We start from the raw sequence: 14,457 nt of genomic DNA, 5'->3' as shown, positions 1-14,457 counted from the left end.
GGGCGACTCAGCCCTTGACGGCTCCGGACAGGAACCCCTGGGTGACCTGGCGCTGCAGGACGATGTACAGCACGACCACCGGGAGGATCGTGATCAGGGTGCCGGCCGCGAGCGGGCCGATGTCGACCGACCGTCCGCCGATGAACAGGTACAGGCCCAGGGTCAGCGGGCGGTAGCCCCCGCCGGGCATGTAGAGCAGCGGCACCAGGAAGTTGTTCCACTGCTGCAGGAAGGTGAACACCGCCAGCGCGCCCATCCCGGAGGTCACCAGCGGCACCATGATGCGCAGGAACAGCTGCCACTCGCTGGCGCCGTCCATCCGGCCCGCCTGTTCCAGCTCGGCCGGCAGGTCGGAGAAGAAGGCGCGCATGAACCAGACGCCGAACGACAGCTGCGTGGTGGCCAGCACCAGGTTGACCCCGAGCAGGCTGTCCAGCAGGCCCATCGACCGCAACTGGAAGTACAGCGGGACCATGTAGGCGAAGAACGGCACCAACAGCCCGAAGACCACCACGTAGAACGCCGCGGTGCGGCCGGGGAACGGCAGCCGTGCGAACGCGTAGCCCGCCATCGTCGACAGGACGACGACGATCACCGTGCTGGGGACGCTGAGCAGGACGCTGTTGAGCAGGTAGGCGTCGAAGTTGCCGACCGTCCACGCGGTCTCGAGGTTCTGCAGCGAGAAGGAGCTGAACAGGCCGAACGGGTTCGCCCGCACGTCCTGGGTGCTCTTCAGCGTCGTGGACACGACGAGGATCACCGGGAACAGCGTGAGCAGGGCGAGCAGCCCGAGCGCCAGGAAGCGCCCGGCGCCGGGCCGGCCCGGCCGGTGTGCCCGCCTCGGCCGGTTCACGCCCCTCGCTCCTCGAGCGAGGCCCGCCGCTGCAGCCGGTCGAGCCAGACCGCCACCGGCACGGCGAGAGCCGTCACCACCAGGGCGAGGGTCGTGCCGTAGCTGATCCGGCTGAGCTGGAAGGCGTTGCTGTAGGCGTAGGTGCCGAGGACCTCGGTGGCGTTCGCCGGACCGCCTCCGGTCATCACGAAGATGATGTCGAAGACGGCGAAACCGCCGATCAGCGTGAGCGCGGTGACCATGAGGAACACCGGCAGGATCTGCGGCAGGACCACGTACCGCAGCCGCTGCAGGTAGCCCGCGCCGTCGAGCATCGCCGCTTCGACCTGCTGCATGTCGACGTTGCGCAGCGCGGACAGGATGATCACGAAGACGAAGCCGGTGGCGGTCCAGATCGCGGTGCCGAGCACCGCGTAGAGCGCCGTGCTCGGGTCGCCGAGCCAGCCCCGGGTCAGCCCGCCGAGTCCGACCGCCTCGAGCCCCCGGTTCAGCCAGCCGCGGGTCGGCGCGTAGATCCAGCCCCAGACCACGCCGACCGCCACCTGGGGCAGCACGTAGGGCAGGAAGAAGACGACACGGTAGAAGGTCGAGCCGCGCCGCACTCCCCACAGCAGCAGTGCGAGGCCGAGGCCCAGGACGAGCGGCCCGATGGTGCCCACGACGATCCAGATGACGTTGTTCCTCGCGGCCGCCCACACCTGCCGGTCCTGCGCCAGCTCGGCGAGGTTGGCCAGCCCCACCCAGGGTGGCGAGGTGTCCAGGCCGTCGAAGTCGACGAAGACGTAGTAGACGGAGTTCAGCACCGGGAAGACGAGGAAGACCACCATCAGCGCGACCGCCGGCGCCACCAGCAGGACGCCGAGGCGCGCCTGCTGCCGGCGGGTGATCGCGGAGACGCCGGACCGCGCCGGACGGCGCCCCCGCCGGCGCGGCTTCCCCGGCGAGGGCAGCGGCGTCGTGGTCGGAGCAGGCGCCGCGGTCACGCCGGCACCCGGCCGCGGACGGCGCCCAGGACGCCGCGGCTCACTGCTCGGACGCCGCCTGCAGCGAGGCCGCCACCTCGGCCGGTGTCGACTGGCCGGTGAGCACCGCCTGGACGCCGTCGAACATCGCCTCGTTGAAGGACTCGGGCATGAGGACGTCGATGTTGTAGCCCAGCTGACCGCCGCCCTCGGACAGCGCCGAGACCTCCTCGAGCACCTGGGCCAGCAGCGGGTCGACCTCGAGCCCCGCGGTGTCCACGGGCCGGGGCGGGATGGCCTGCAGGTTCTCCACCGTCCACTGGCCGTGCTCCTCGGAGGCGAGGAAGTCCAGCAGCGCGATCGCGCCCTCGGGGTTGTCGGTGTTGGCGGCGACGAACGGACCCGAGCCCAGACCGCTGGCGAAGACGCCCTCGCCGTCCGGGGCCGGGAAGGGCACGTAGCCGGACTCGAAGTCCGCACCGATGGCCAGGTCGTTCACGAACCAGCTGCCGGTGGGGATCATCGCCGCCTCGCCGGAGATGTACTGGGCGGTCATCGTGTCGTAGTCGACCGACACCGGCGATTCCCCCAGCCAGCCGTTGGCGTTGGCCTCCTGCCAGAAGGTCAGCGCGTCGACGACCTCGGGCGAGTCCCAGGACCGCTGGCCGGAGAGCAGCGCCTCCATGCCGTCGGGGCCCAGAGCGCTGGACAGCGCCATGCTCAGCAGGTGGCTGCCCGGCCAGCCCTCCTGGTCACCGAGGGCCATGGGGATCAGGCCCGCCTCGCTGATGGCCTGGCACGCGGCACGGAGGTCGTCGAGCGTGCGCGGCGGTTCGATGCCCAGGTCGGCGAGGACCTGGGCGTTGTAGTAGAGCCCGACGGTCTCCATCTCGCCCGGGATGCCGTACACCCGGCCGCCGTAGGTGACCCGCTCCTTGGCGAAGTCGTAGACCTCCCAGCCGTTCTCCTCGTAGGCGTCGGTGAGGTCGTAGAGCAGCCCGGCCTCTGCCAGGGCCCCGCCGCTGCCCGGGCCGGAGCCCCAGTTGATGACGTCCGGACCGTCGTCGGAGCGCAGCTGGGTCTGCAGCACCGTGCGCATGGTGTCGATGTCGAGCTGCTGCACCTCGACGTCGATGCCCGAGGACTCCTCGAAGTCGGCGAGGTGGTCCTCGAGCCGGGTGAGCTCGTCGGCGTCCTCGAGCTGCTCGATCAGGTACCGCAACGTGCCGGCACCACCGCCCTCTCCTCCGCCGTCGCCGGATGACGCGGTCTGCCCCGTGCACGCCGTCGCCAGCAGGCACACCGCCGAACCCAGCAGGACCTTCGAGGGGAAGCGCACGGTTGGGCCCTTTCGACGACGTCGTGTGACGCGCGTGTTGCGCGGAGCGCGCATCGTCCGTCCGGGCAGGACGCGACGTCAAGGAAACGACCACGTCCGTCATGCCCCCGTGACCCGGGGGAGGTGCCGGTCGCTCCGGCTCGACGGGCGGAGGACGGAGCGAAGGGCGTCGGGGACGACGCCGACGGCGGGAGCTCGACGACCTGGCGGAGTCCGTCCTCGACGACGTCCTCGATGACGTCGTATTGACGGTTCGTGCTCCACGGTCAGGCGTTGGCCAGCACCCGCTGATCTCAGGCAGGTCGGTGCAGCAGCTCCTTGAGCGCCCGGTCGATGAAGTCGTTGTCGGCGGGGTTGTTGCCGAGGCCGGCGAAGTGCCCGTAGATGCTCGGGATGACACGGACCTCCCCGTTCGGGATGAACTGGGATGCCCACTCCTCGTCCTCGGGCGGGAAGTACAGGTCGGTCTTCGCGGGCATGGCGAGCAGCGGGCAGCGTATGGACCGGAGCGCGGCCTCGGTGTCGCCGTCGAGACCCGGGGTCTGTCCGACGTCGCCGTGCTCCCAGGTCCAGAGCATGCCCAGCAGGTTGTTCGGGTCCCGCTCGTCGAGCCAGAAGCCCTCCCAGAACCCGACGAGGAAGTCCTCGAGGGAGGAGAAACCGATCCTGCGGTACTCGCGCTGCCAGTAGAAGGCCTGGGACAGGCCCCAGCCGGCGTAGATCCGGGCGAAGGCGCGCAGCCCGACGGTGGGCAGGGCGCCGGGGGAGTAGCGCCCACCGTTGAAGACGGGATCGGCGGTGAGGGCGGCGCGGAGGCTCTTCAGGAAGACCTGGTTGTGCTCGCTGGTGACGGACGCGCCGACGATGGGCGCCGCCCGCTTCACCATGTCCGGGTGGCTGACGGCCCACTGGTACGTCTGCGCCGCGCCCATGGAGGATCCCAGGACCAGCTCGACGGACTCGATGCCCCACTTCTGCGTGAGCAGCTGGTGTTGGACCTCGACCTGGTCGTAGAAGGTGACCGGCGGGAAGTTCGGGCCGTCGTAGGGCGGTGGGGTGTTGCTGGGTGAGGACGACAGGCCGTTGTTGAGCTGGTTCGGGACGACGATGAAGTACTCGTCCGGGTCGCAGGCCCTGCCCCTCCCGATCGTCCACTCGTTGGCGTCGTGCCAGGCGCTGTACCACGTCGGATGGACGATCACGTTGGACTTGTCGGCGTTCAGCGTGCCGTAGGTCTTGTAGGCGAGCGTCGCTCCCCGCAGGGTCGCGCCTCGTTGCAGGACGACGTCGCCGAGATCGAACAGCTCGTGGTCGGTGGGCATGGGCATGAGGACTCCCGCGGGCTCGGTGATGGGCGGGTCGGGTGCTGCGCGTCCTCCGGGACGTCGTCCCCGGGGAGCTCCTCTCGGTCCCCGACGGCGATGCGGCCCGGCGGTCGGGCGGACAGGCGGGAGATGCGAGGCACGGCCCTCCGTTCGCGGGGACGCCGGGTGTGCAGAGACGGACCGCCCCGGTGGGCACGGCCTCCCCTTCAGTGCCGGTGGCCGCCAGGACGGGGCAGCCGGCGCCCGGACGGGGGTCCGGTGACCACCGGCTCGCCGCTGCGCGCGCGGTCCACGCGTGCGCGGTCGCTTCGGCCCGCGTCCCGCAGCACCCCTCCGGGCGGTCCCACCGCGCCCACGCTGTAGCGGCGCCGGGTCGGCCGGGTGCAGGACGGGCACGGCGCCGTCGCCGCGGCGTCCTGCATGTCACAGCGGAGGTCGAAGGGCCCGCAGTCGGGACAGCGGAACTCGTAGAGCGGCACGCGGTGGTCCTCTCCGGCGCGTGCTCCGGGGCGGGCGTTCCCGCCCCGGAGCGCTGATCGGTCAGTCGGCGAGCAGTTCCCGGCCTCCGCCGGCTCCGGCCGGGAGGATGTTCCGGTCGAAGATCGACAGCGGGATGCTGATCGAGACCGCGCTGTTGGGGATGTCGACCACGCCGCCGATCCGGCCGTCGATCGGTGCCGCCCCCAGGAACAGGTAGGCCTGCTCGAAGGTCCAGTCCATCGCCGGCATCAGGTAGTTGATGGCATTGAGGCAGGCCTGCCGGTAGGCGACGGTCGCGTTCATGTAGTAGTTGCGGCCGTCCTCGACGCTGATCCCCTCGAAGGTCAGGAACTCCGAGTAGTTCGGGCCGACCCGGCCGGGCTTGAAGAACGGCATGGACTGCTTGTAGCGCTCCATCCCCCCCTTGATCAGGTCGAAGTGCAGGTCGATGAAGCCGGGCATCTCGATGGCCCCGCAGAAGGTGATCTCGCCGTCGCCCTGGGCGAAGTGCAGATCGCCGATGGAGAACAGACCGCCGGGGACGAAGACGGGCATGTACACGCGGCTGCCGACGCCCAGGTCCTTGATGTCGACGTTGCCGCCGTGCTCCCGCGGCGGGATCGTGCGGCAGGCCTCGGCGGCGGCCCGCTCGAGGTCCGCCCCGCTCAGCGTGCCCAGCAGCGCGTCGTGGGGCAGTGGGGGGAGAGCGAGGGCGGGTACCTGCGGGGTCCCCGGTGTGTCGCCGCCGAGCGCGGGGATGTCGCCGGTGACCCGGTCGGGGTTCTGGTCGATCAGCGCCTGTTCCCGGCGGTTCCACTCGGCGAGCAGGTCGTGGGACGGCGCGCAGCCGAACAGCCCCGGGTGGGAGTTCCCGATGAACCGCACGCCGGGGACGTGCCTGCTGGTCGTCCAGATCCCGTCGAGGTCCCAGATCGCCTTGGACGCCTGCGGTGAGTAGTCGGTGAGGAAGCCGCCGCCGTTCTCCTTGGCGAAGATCCCGGTGTAGCCCCACGGCTGCACGTCGAAGGGGCCGATGTCGACGATGTCGACGACCAGCATGTCGCCGGGCTCGGCGCCCTCGATGGCGAACGGGCCGCTCAGCATGTGGCACGGGTCGATGTTCATGTCCCGGATGTCGTCGGCGTCGTCGCTGTTGCGGACCTGGTCGTCGGTCCAGTCCTTGCACTCGATCCGGTACGTCGCACCGGGGGCGACCGTGTTGGCCGGCGGGATGTCGGGGTGCCAGCGGTTGTGGCCGGGAACCGTCTGGTCGCGCATCGACACGCTCAGGTCGCGGTTGATCTCGAAGATGACGTCGGGCACGGGAACTCCTCCGGGAAGCACGGCGGGACGGACGGATCAGTGCAGCGCAGGACGGGGGGCGTGGCCTCCTCCCGGTCGTGAGCCGGACGCACGGACGCCGGTCGCTCCCCGGCGTCCGTGCGTCGTCGCGCTCAGGAGCTCGACCTGGGCACGCCCATGCCTGGGTCGATGCGGGTCGGGCCGGATGACGACGGGGTGACCGGGAAGTCGAAGATCGCGGTCGGGATGTACACCGTGGAGCAGGAGTTGGGGATGTCGACCACGCCGGACAACCGGCCCTCGATCGGCGCGGCCCCGAGGATCATGTACGCCTGCTCCGGGGTGTAGCCGAACGTCGTCAGGTAGTCGATCGCGTGCAGGCAGGCCCGCTGGTAGGACAGGTGGGAGTCCAGGTAGTGCTGCTCGTCGTCCAGGGTCACCGAGGTCCCGGAGAAGGCCAGCCACCGCTCGTACCGGGGGTCCACGTTGCCGGGCATGAAGATCGCGTTCTCCTTCACCCCGTAGGTCTCCATGCCACCCTTGATCAGGTCGACGTGCAGGTCGATGAACCCGCCCATCTCGATGGCCCCGCAGAAGGTGATCTCCCCGTCGCCCTGGGAGAAGTGCAGGTCGCCCATCGACAGCTTGGCGCCGGGCACGAACACCGGGTAGAAGACCCGGCTGCCCTTGGTCAGGTTCTTGATGTCCTGGTTCCCGCCGTTCTCCCGCGGGGGAGCCGTCCGGGCCGCCTCCCCGGCGACGCGGTCGAACTCCGCGCCCTCGAGGCCTCCGAGGACGGCGTCCTGGGGCAGCGGGGGCAGCGCCAGCGGCGGCACGCGGTCGGGGTCGGTGGCGATCAGCGCGCCCTCCCGCCGGTTCCACCGGGCCAGCAGTGCCGCCGATGGCGCGGTGCCCATCAGCCCGGGGTGCACGATCCCCGTGAAGGAGACCCCGGGCACGTGCCGGGACGTCGCGGTCTGCCCGGCGAAGTCCCAGATCACCTTGTAGGCGTCGGGGAACTGCTCGGTCAGGAAGCCCCCGCCGTTCTGGGTGGCGAAGATGCCCGTGTAGCCCCAACCCTGGCCGGCCAGCGGACCGCTGTCCTCCTGCGGGATCGGTCCGACGTCGAGGATGTCGACGATCAGCAGGTCACCGGGCTCGGCACCTTCCACCGCGATGGGGCCGCTGAGCACGTGCACCGTGGACAGCGGCGCATCGCGGACGTCGTCGGCCGAGTCGTCGTTGTGGATCGCCCCGTCGAACCACTCCCGGCAGTGCACCCGGAAGGTGTCGTCGGGACGGACGCTCACCTGGGCCGGGATGTCGGGATGCCATCGGTTGTGACCGAGGCGTTCCTGGTCGGTGAACCTCTTGCTGGAGTCGAGGGGGAAGACGACGTCGGGCACGGCTGGCCTCCTGGTCCTGGTGCGGGGCGGTGGGGCGGCAGGTCGCTCGGCGCGTCACCTCCGCCGGTGGGACTGCTCGTCGGTGGACTCCCGCGTGGGCTGCGGCTCCGTGACGTTGTCCCGGAACTGGGTCGTCGGGGCGCCGGCGCCCTCTCCGGCCGGCCCGCCCTCGCGCAGTTCGGGCGCTGGTTCCCGTCGTGCCGGCGCGCCGGGTCCGCGCAGCCGCGGGTAGACGCCCAAGGACAGCAGGAGGAGGACGGCGAGCACGATCGCCGCCGTCCTCCGGTTGTCCTGCCACACCCCGGTCAGCAGCATGAAGGCCGGAACGGCGCAGGTGAGCACGCCCGCGACGATCGCGACGGCCCCGGTGAAGCGGGTCAGTTCCTCGCGCTTCAGCCCGAGCACCAGGAAGAACAGCGCCCACAGCACCGCCCAGTACAGCCAGATCACGCCGAAGGCCGGATCGTCGAGCCGGCCGAAGTTCAGTCCGGCGTAGACGAGCGCGCACCCCGCCACGAACGCGGAGAACCAGCCCAGTCCGGTGCCGTCCAGGCCACCGAGCAGGTTGAGGCCCACGTACAGGTAGGTGAACCCGAACAGGTAGATCCCCGAGGCACCGAGGATCGTGTCCGCGTCCCCGCCGGACGTGAAGATCAGGTAGGTGGGGGTCACCACCTGCAGCGCGCCGACGAAGAGGTTCAGCGGTGCCGCCGCCCGGGCGTCGACCCGGCCGAGCAGCATCAACCCGTTCACGATCAGGACCGCTCCGACGTACAGCAGACCAACGCTGGCCATGTCGATCGTCTCCCGATGTGCAGCTGATCAGGTCGTCGTGTCGAGGGGCGTGCGCCCACGTCCGGTCATGGACGCGGCAGCCGGCTCAGGGCCGGATCGCGTGCGACGTCGGCGCGCCGCCGGGTGTCCGGCACCGGCGGCGGGGCGGAGACGACGTCGGGTTGCTCGCTACTGCGCTCGGCGCGCTCGATCAGCGCACGTCGCGTCGGTGATCCCAGCGACAGCCGGGGCGCGGTGAAGACCCGCGCTGACACCGTCCCGCAGGCAGGGCACACGACGACCGCGGACGCTGCACCCATCGCGCAGCTGGTCTCGATCCGGCCGTGCTCGGGGCAGCGGTAGACGTAGACGACGATGTCGCACCTCCGGCTGCCTCGAGGCGGGTGACCCCCTCGGTGCAGGCGGACCCTTCGCCGGTGCACCGGGGTAGGTCAAGAGCGCTCGCGCCGCGCCGACCCCGTGCCCGTGCCCGACCCGTGCCGTTCGCGGCGCGTCGTGACCGTCGGCCGACAGGGATCCCGGATGTCGTGCGCATGACGACCACGGTTCCGTCCTGTTTCGCGTCTTCCACGGTGAGTCGGGGAACCAGCGCGTCACCAGTGCGGTTGACGCGGGATCCTGACCTCGCGACGGTGAGCCGTGTCCGCCCGTGCGCGAGACGGGAGGCCAGGAGTGGCGCGGCTGGTGCTGTCCGGCGTGGTGGCCAACCTCGCGGGCGGCACGTTGTTCGGCTGGAGCCTCGTGGCCCGACAAGCGAGCCGGGACGTCGGCGCGCCGGCTCTCACGGCCGCTGCCGTCTTCGCCGTCGCGATCGCCGTCTTCACTCTGGCGCTGCTGGGCACGCGGCGCGGGTTGCACGTCCTGGGGCCCCGACGGCTGCTGGGGGGAGCCGCCGTCGCCGCGGGCGCCGGACTCGGGGTGGCCGCGACGGGACAGGTTCCGCTGGCCCTGTGGGTCGGCATCGGGCTCGCGTTCGGCGCAGCCAGCGGAGTCGGCTACGGCGTCTCGGTCGCGCTCGTCGCCCGGGTCTCCGCCCCGCGCCGGGGGGCTGCGACCGGCCTCGTCGTCGCCGCCTATGCCGCCGGCCCGGTGATCCTGGGACTCCTGGCCCCGCACGCTGTGCCGGTCTTCGGGTGGCGGGCCTGCGCGGCCGGCCTGGCGGTGGCCGTGATGGGCCTGCTCGCCGGCGCGGCGGCCCTGGCCCCGGCGGAGGGGACGGCACGGTGGGGGCCCCCGGGTGCGGAGGAGCCGGCGGACCGCCGCACGGTGGTCCCGCTGTGGGTGGTCTTCGCCGGTGGGGCGGCGCCGGGTCTGTTCGTCTTCGCCTCCGCCGCTCCGCTCGCTGCCGGGCGTGGACTGGGCCCTGCTACGGCCGGTGTTGCCGTCTCGCTGTTGGCGGGAGGCAACCTCGCTGGACGACTGGTCGGCGGCTGGTGGTCCGACCGGGTCGGCCGCCGCCCCGCCCTGACCGCGGCGCTGGCGGTCGCTGCGGCGTCGGTCGGGGGGCTGGCCGGCCCGATCGAGCCCTGGGTCGTGCTCTCCTCCTTCGCCGGCACCGGCCTGGCCTACGGGGCGGTGTCCGCCCTGGTACCCGCCGCCACGGCGGACCGGGTCGGAGCCCGCGCCTTCCCCCGGGCCTACAGCCGGGTCTTCACCGCCTGGGGCTGTGCGGGCCTCGCGGCACCGGTCATCGGGGGAGCACTCACCGGCGGCGGTCAGCGTGCCGACCTGGTGCTTCTGGTCGCCGTGCCACTGATCCCCGCCGCGCTCGCACTGCTCCTGCTGACCCCTCCGCTTCCCCGCGCGAGGGTCTGACGCCGTGCGCCGGGCCCCGTGGCGCAGCGGCGCACCCGACCCCTCGACCGGGGAGAAGCCGGATTCGTCCTGTTCCCACCCGAGGAGGTGCGAGCTGCCAGGGCGAGATCGCGGACTCGGTGGCGCGGATCATCCCGCTGGCGCGGTGACGTGCACGGGCGCGAGGATCGCCGGGATGAACGGAGGTCACCGGCTCGCGGTCCACGGCAGCCTCGCGCCCGGCCGTCCCAACCACCACCACGTCGCCGGGCTGGGGGGCCGCTGGTCCCCGGGTGAGCTGTACGGCCGGCTCGTCGAGGCCGGGTGGGGCGCCTCCCTCGGCTACCCCGCGCTGGTCCTCGATCCGGACGGCTCGGCGATCGGTGTCCAGGTCCTGGAGTCGGCCGACCTGCCCGCGCACTGGCCCCGCCTGGACGAATTCGAGGGGCCCGGCTACGAGCGGGTCCTGACCACGGTCCACACGGCCGCCGGCGACGCGGAGGCGTACGTCCACGTGCTCACCGCACCCGAGGAGACCTGATGCGGAGGAGCCGCTGGTCGGCCTCCGCTCGGGATGCCCTCACCTGAGGGTGGCCGCTGCGGGCCCGGGCCTCCGGTGGGGCGGGCCTCCAGCCGTGCCCGCCCGACAGCCGGTCGACGAGCCGGGTCGGTGGCGACGGTGAGCGCCGGACCCGAGGGAGATGTGTGGAAAGTCACGACATGGACACGCACGGGTGTGGCGCGCCCTGTGACAGGAGTGACGGGCGGGACTCTTGCGCCACGGCCCATCACGGACGGCGTAGGGGCCAGGCTCATTGAGGAGTTGAGTTCGACGATGTTCGGACCTGGTACGTGCTCCGGCGGCAACCACCTGGCCCCGAGGACCGGGGGGTCCTGCCCCTGCGGGATGGTCACCCGCATCCCCGCCCCCAAGCGGCCCGCTGCCGGACCCCCGCCCGAGGTCCTGGCGCTGCTCGCGCAGTGCCTGGACGACGGGTCCGAGATCCTCGACGCGGCGGCCTCCGGGCTGCTCCGCGAGCGGGCCGACCGGCTGCTGGCCGCGCTCACCACGGCCGGACTGAGGCTCAGCACGGGGGCGGTGGACCGGCTGTCGGCCTGAGCTGTCGGCTCGTGTCCGACGATCGGGCGCGCGGCGGCCGACAGCCGCTCGCGCGCCCGATCGAGCCGGTGTCGGCGTGCTCCGTCAGGTCGGTGCTCGGCTGCGTCTAGATCCATCCGTTGTCGCGGGCGATGTGGTAGGCCTCCGCCCGGGACCCCGCCCCCAGCTTGTGGGTGATCGCGGCAAGGTGGTTGCGAACGGTGCCCGGCGACAGGAACACCGTGCGGGCGACCTCGCGGATCGGCCGGTCCTCGAGCGCGACGGCCAGCACCTCGCGCTCACGGGGGGTCAACGGGGACGGCGGGGCGGTGAGGGCATCGGCGGCGAGGATCGGGTCCACGTAGCGGTGACCTTCGTGGACCCGGCGCACGACGTCGGCCAGTGCCGTGCCGGGGGCACCCTTGGCGAGAAAGCCCCGTGCCCCGGAGGTCAGGGCCCGGCGCAGCACGTGCGGCCGGCCGTGGCCGGTGAGGATCACGCCCGCACACGCGGGGAGGGCCCGGCCCAGCTCGGTGACGACGCCGATGCCGTCCACGACCGGCATCTGCAGGTCGACGACCGCGACATCGGGGCGGTAGGCGAGCGCACGATCGATGGCCTGGCGGCCGTCTGCCGCGGTCGCCACCACCTCGATGTCGGACTCGCGCTCCAGCAGCCCAGCCAGTGCCTCCCGGATCAGCTCCTCGTCCTCGGCGAGGAGCACCCGGATCCTGGTCCCGGTCACGGCGGTCCGGGGTCGCTCGGTGCCAGCTCCACCCTCACCTCGAACCTGCCGTCGCCGGCCGGGCCGGACACCAGTCGGGCCCCGGCGGCCGCACAACGTGCCGCGAGGGACGCGAGTCCGGTCCCGGAGGAGGGCGCGTCGGCCGCGGTGCCGGACCGCGTGCCTCCCACGCCGTCGTTCACGATCACCAGTGTGGGGCGCGGCGCGGTCCTGCGGAACGCGATCGAGACCGTGCGCGCGTCGCTGTGCCGGAGGATGTTGGTGACCGCCTCGCGGACCACGGCGGCCAGCAGCCGGGATGCCGACGCCGGCACCTGCGTGGCGTCGATGTCGACGATGGTCTGGATCCCGGCGGAGCCGAGGACCAGCTCGGCGGACGCGATCTGCGTCGGCAGGTCGGCGACGGTCTCGCCGTGGACCGCACGCCGGGCCTCGGCGAGCGTGGCTGCCGCGATCGCGCGGATCTCGTCGCTCTCCGCCGCGGACCGGGCGGGGTCGGTTGCTGCGAGGGCTGCCGCCAGCTCGGCCTTGAGCGCGATGATCCCGAGTCGGGAACCGAGGACGTCGTGCAGTTCGCGGCTCAGCCGCAGGCGCTCCTGGGCGACCACGAGGCCTGCCTCGGCGGCCCGTCCCGCCTCGGCCGCCCACAGCAGGCCGAGCAGCCACACGAGCACCAGGCCCGTCAGCCACACGACCACGCCGGACCCGAGCGCGATCCCCAGGTTCGCGGCCACGTCACCGTCGAAGACGGCGGCGCCGATCACCACCAGCACGCCGAGGCCGACGGCCACCAGGACACCTGCCTGCGGGACGGCGAGAGCACTCGCACCGATGACGAACCCCGCCACCCACGCCCACGGCTCGGAGCCGGCCTCGGCCCACGCGAACGAGGGCGGCCACAACCCGAGGGACACGGCCACCAGGAGGCCGACCAGCCGGATGCGGGTGCGCGGAGACTGCCCGGGGCTGACCGAGGCGCGGAGCACCAGGGCCAGCGCCCCACCGAAGAGCGCCAGCCCGACGAGGTACACCGCCGTCAGCAGTGCCGACGGCGGCCGGGTGAGCCGCAACGGGACCACGAGTGCCCACGCGTAGCTGGCGAGCAGCGTGCCGAGCACGACCAGCCGTGGGCTGATCGGGGAGCGGCGGGGACGGTTCCGACTCATCGGGTCTACTGCTCCTGGCGGCGAGGGCATCCGCGCACGTGCCATCGTCGGCTCCTCCGCGGCCATCGCGGGCGTGGAAGGTGCACGGCCGACTCGTGACGATCGCAGGTGCCGATCGAGCGGTCGATCGCGCAACGTCGGAGCATGAGCACCGCACCGACCACGACTCCCGCCCCCGATCCCATGCGCGACCAGCCGCGGACGACCACACGTCGGCGTCGGTTCGTCCCCTGGCAGGGACCCGCCACCCGGGTCGACGTGGCGCTGATGGGCGCGATCCTGGCAGTGGTGGCGCTGGGGCTCGTGCTGCGGCCGCTCAAGCCGTTCCTGCTCGCCTCGCACCCGGTGGCCCTGGAGTTCCTCACCGGCGACCTGACGGCGATCGGCGCCGCCGCAGCGTTCGCCCGGATCGGCGAGACCCCGCTCTGGCTGGTCGTCGTCGCCGGGGCGGTCGGCATGGTGAAGCTCGACTGGCTCACCTGGTGGACCGGACGGCAGTGGGGCGGGGGCATCATCAGGATGTTCACCACGAGCGAGCGCGCCCAGCGCTTCGCCGCCCGCGCCACGGAGCTGGACCCCTGGGTCATCAGGGCCGCGGTCGTCCTCGCCGTCCTGCCCGGCGTTCCCACCGCGGTGGTCTACGCCATGGCCGGCTGGGCCAGGATGCGCCTGCTCACCTTCCTCCTCCTCGACCTCGCGGGTGCCCTGCTGATGACCGGCCTGGTCGCGGGGCTCGGCTACGGGCTCGGGCAGCGGGCGGTGGACCTCGTGCTGCTGGTCGACGAGTACGCGTCGGTGGTGAGCCTGGCGATGATCACCCTCGCCGCAGTGATCCCCCTGATCAGGCGGCGGATCCGGCGGAGGAGTCGAGCGGAGCGCCGCATCGGCACTGCAGCCACCGAGGAGCCGCCGGAACGACGCCGGCAGGTCCTCGAGCCGGATCGCCACGGCGGGGAATCACCGGGCGAGTGAGCGCTGTGCCAGCCCTCCGACCAGGACCGAGTCGGGCGTTCTCGCTGGTGGGACGCCTGGCGCGGCTGGGCTGGACCCGCATCGGCTCGCCCGGAATCTTCGGGGAGCGAAACCCGAAAGCGCTGTTCAGAGCGGCAGAACCGCAGGTGGAGCATGAGCGTAAGTGGGTGGGTTATCGGGCGAGTTCCCACCTCTCGCGCCCGCATGGGCAGACACTCA

Annotated in this window: 14 protein-coding genes; 4 read left to right on the top strand and 10 right to left on the bottom strand. The window is 72.2% G+C overall.

All coding sequences use genetic code 11. From position 1 onward, the window contains the following. Positions 1-7: 7 nt before the first annotated feature. From ABQ292_RS12575 to ABQ292_RS12540, 8 genes are all read right to left on the bottom strand, one after another. Positions 8-853, bottom strand: a complete 846-nt coding sequence (locus ABQ292_RS12575; RefSeq protein WP_369206794.1) for a carbohydrate ABC transporter permease — start codon at positions 851-853, stop codon at positions 8-10. Continuing rightward, entirely contained in the window at positions 850-1,836 is a 987-nt protein-coding gene (locus ABQ292_RS12570) for a carbohydrate ABC transporter permease (RefSeq protein ID WP_369206792.1), read from the bottom strand. The genes ABQ292_RS12575 and ABQ292_RS12570 overlap by 4 nt, the downstream gene beginning before the upstream one ends. 40 nt (positions 1,837-1,876) lie before the next feature. Further along, entirely contained in the window at positions 1,877-3,154 is a 1,278-nt protein-coding gene (locus ABQ292_RS12565; RefSeq protein ID WP_369206790.1) for an ABC transporter substrate-binding protein, read from the bottom strand. Between the two features lie 293 nt (positions 3,155-3,447). Beyond that, entirely contained in the window at positions 3,448-4,482 is a 1,035-nt protein-coding gene (locus tag ABQ292_RS12560) for an alpha/beta fold hydrolase (protein ID WP_369206788.1), read from the bottom strand. Between the two features lie 203 nt (positions 4,483-4,685). Next, a complete protein-coding gene (locus ABQ292_RS12555) occupies positions 4,686-4,958 on the bottom strand; it encodes an FmdB family zinc ribbon protein (RefSeq protein ID WP_369206786.1) in 273 nt (90 codons plus the stop codon). Positions 4,959-5,019: 61 nt separating this feature from the next. Next, positions 5,020-6,282 carry a formamidase gene (gene fmdA / locus ABQ292_RS12550; RefSeq protein ID WP_369206783.1) on the bottom strand — a complete coding sequence of 421 codons (1,263 nt, stop codon included), beginning with the start codon at positions 6,280-6,282 and terminating at the stop codon, positions 5,020-5,022. Positions 6,283-6,413: 131 nt separating this feature from the next. Further along, positions 6,414-7,667, bottom strand: a complete 1,254-nt coding sequence (gene fmdA / locus ABQ292_RS12545) for a formamidase (RefSeq protein WP_369206781.1) — start codon at positions 7,665-7,667, stop codon at positions 6,414-6,416. 54 nt (positions 7,668-7,721) lie between these two features. Continuing rightward, positions 7,722-8,462 (bottom strand): AmiS/UreI family transporter, encoded by a 741-nt coding sequence (locus tag ABQ292_RS12540; RefSeq protein ID WP_369206779.1) that lies wholly within the window; start codon positions 8,460-8,462, stop codon positions 7,722-7,724. A gap of 672 nt (positions 8,463-9,134) precedes the next feature. Here ABQ292_RS12540 and ABQ292_RS12535 point away from each other — a divergent pair. The 3 genes from ABQ292_RS12535 to ABQ292_RS12525 all read left to right on the top strand — a co-directional run bounded on the left by ABQ292_RS12535 (position 9,135) and on the right by ABQ292_RS12525 (position 11,376). Further along, on the top strand, positions 9,135-10,277 hold the full coding sequence (locus ABQ292_RS12535; protein ID WP_369206777.1) for an MFS transporter: 1,143 nt from the start codon (positions 9,135-9,137) through the stop codon (positions 10,275-10,277). Between the two features lie 175 nt (positions 10,278-10,452). Next, the gene (locus ABQ292_RS12530) at positions 10,453-10,797 is read left to right on the top strand and encodes a gamma-glutamylcyclotransferase family protein (RefSeq protein ID WP_369206775.1); all 345 of its coding nucleotides are present in this window, start codon (positions 10,453-10,455) and stop codon (positions 10,795-10,797) included. A 366-nt stretch (positions 10,798-11,163) separates the two neighbouring features. Next, positions 11,164-11,376 (top strand): hypothetical protein, encoded by a 213-nt coding sequence (locus ABQ292_RS12525; protein ID WP_369206773.1) that lies wholly within the window; start codon positions 11,164-11,166, stop codon positions 11,374-11,376. Positions 11,377-11,482: 106 nt separating this feature from the next. On the opposite strand, the gene ABQ292_RS12520 is transcribed toward ABQ292_RS12525, so the two are convergent. After that, positions 11,483-12,100 carry a response regulator gene (locus ABQ292_RS12520; RefSeq protein ID WP_369206771.1) on the bottom strand — a complete coding sequence of 206 codons (618 nt, stop codon included), beginning with the start codon at positions 12,098-12,100 and terminating at the stop codon, positions 11,483-11,485. Further along, on the bottom strand, positions 12,097-13,266 hold the full coding sequence (locus tag ABQ292_RS12515) for a sensor histidine kinase (protein ID WP_369206766.1): 1,170 nt from the start codon (positions 13,264-13,266) through the stop codon (positions 12,097-12,099). Before ABQ292_RS12515 ends, ABQ292_RS12520 begins: the two co-directional genes overlap by 4 nt. 144 nt (positions 13,267-13,410) lie before the next feature. Here ABQ292_RS12515 and ABQ292_RS12510 point away from each other — a divergent pair, with 144 nt between their 5' ends. After that, entirely contained in the window at positions 13,411-14,238 is an 828-nt protein-coding gene (locus ABQ292_RS12510; protein WP_369206764.1) for a VTT domain-containing protein, read from the top strand. Positions 14,239-14,457: the final 219 nt, after the last annotated feature.

Origin of the sequence: Geodermatophilus maliterrae (genome assembly GCF_041018925.1) — a bacterium.
GTDB classification, from domain to species: domain Bacteria; phylum Actinomycetota; class Actinomycetes; order Mycobacteriales; family Geodermatophilaceae; genus Geodermatophilus; species Geodermatophilus maliterrae.
This window is presented reverse-complemented; position numbering and strand designations above follow the sequence as displayed.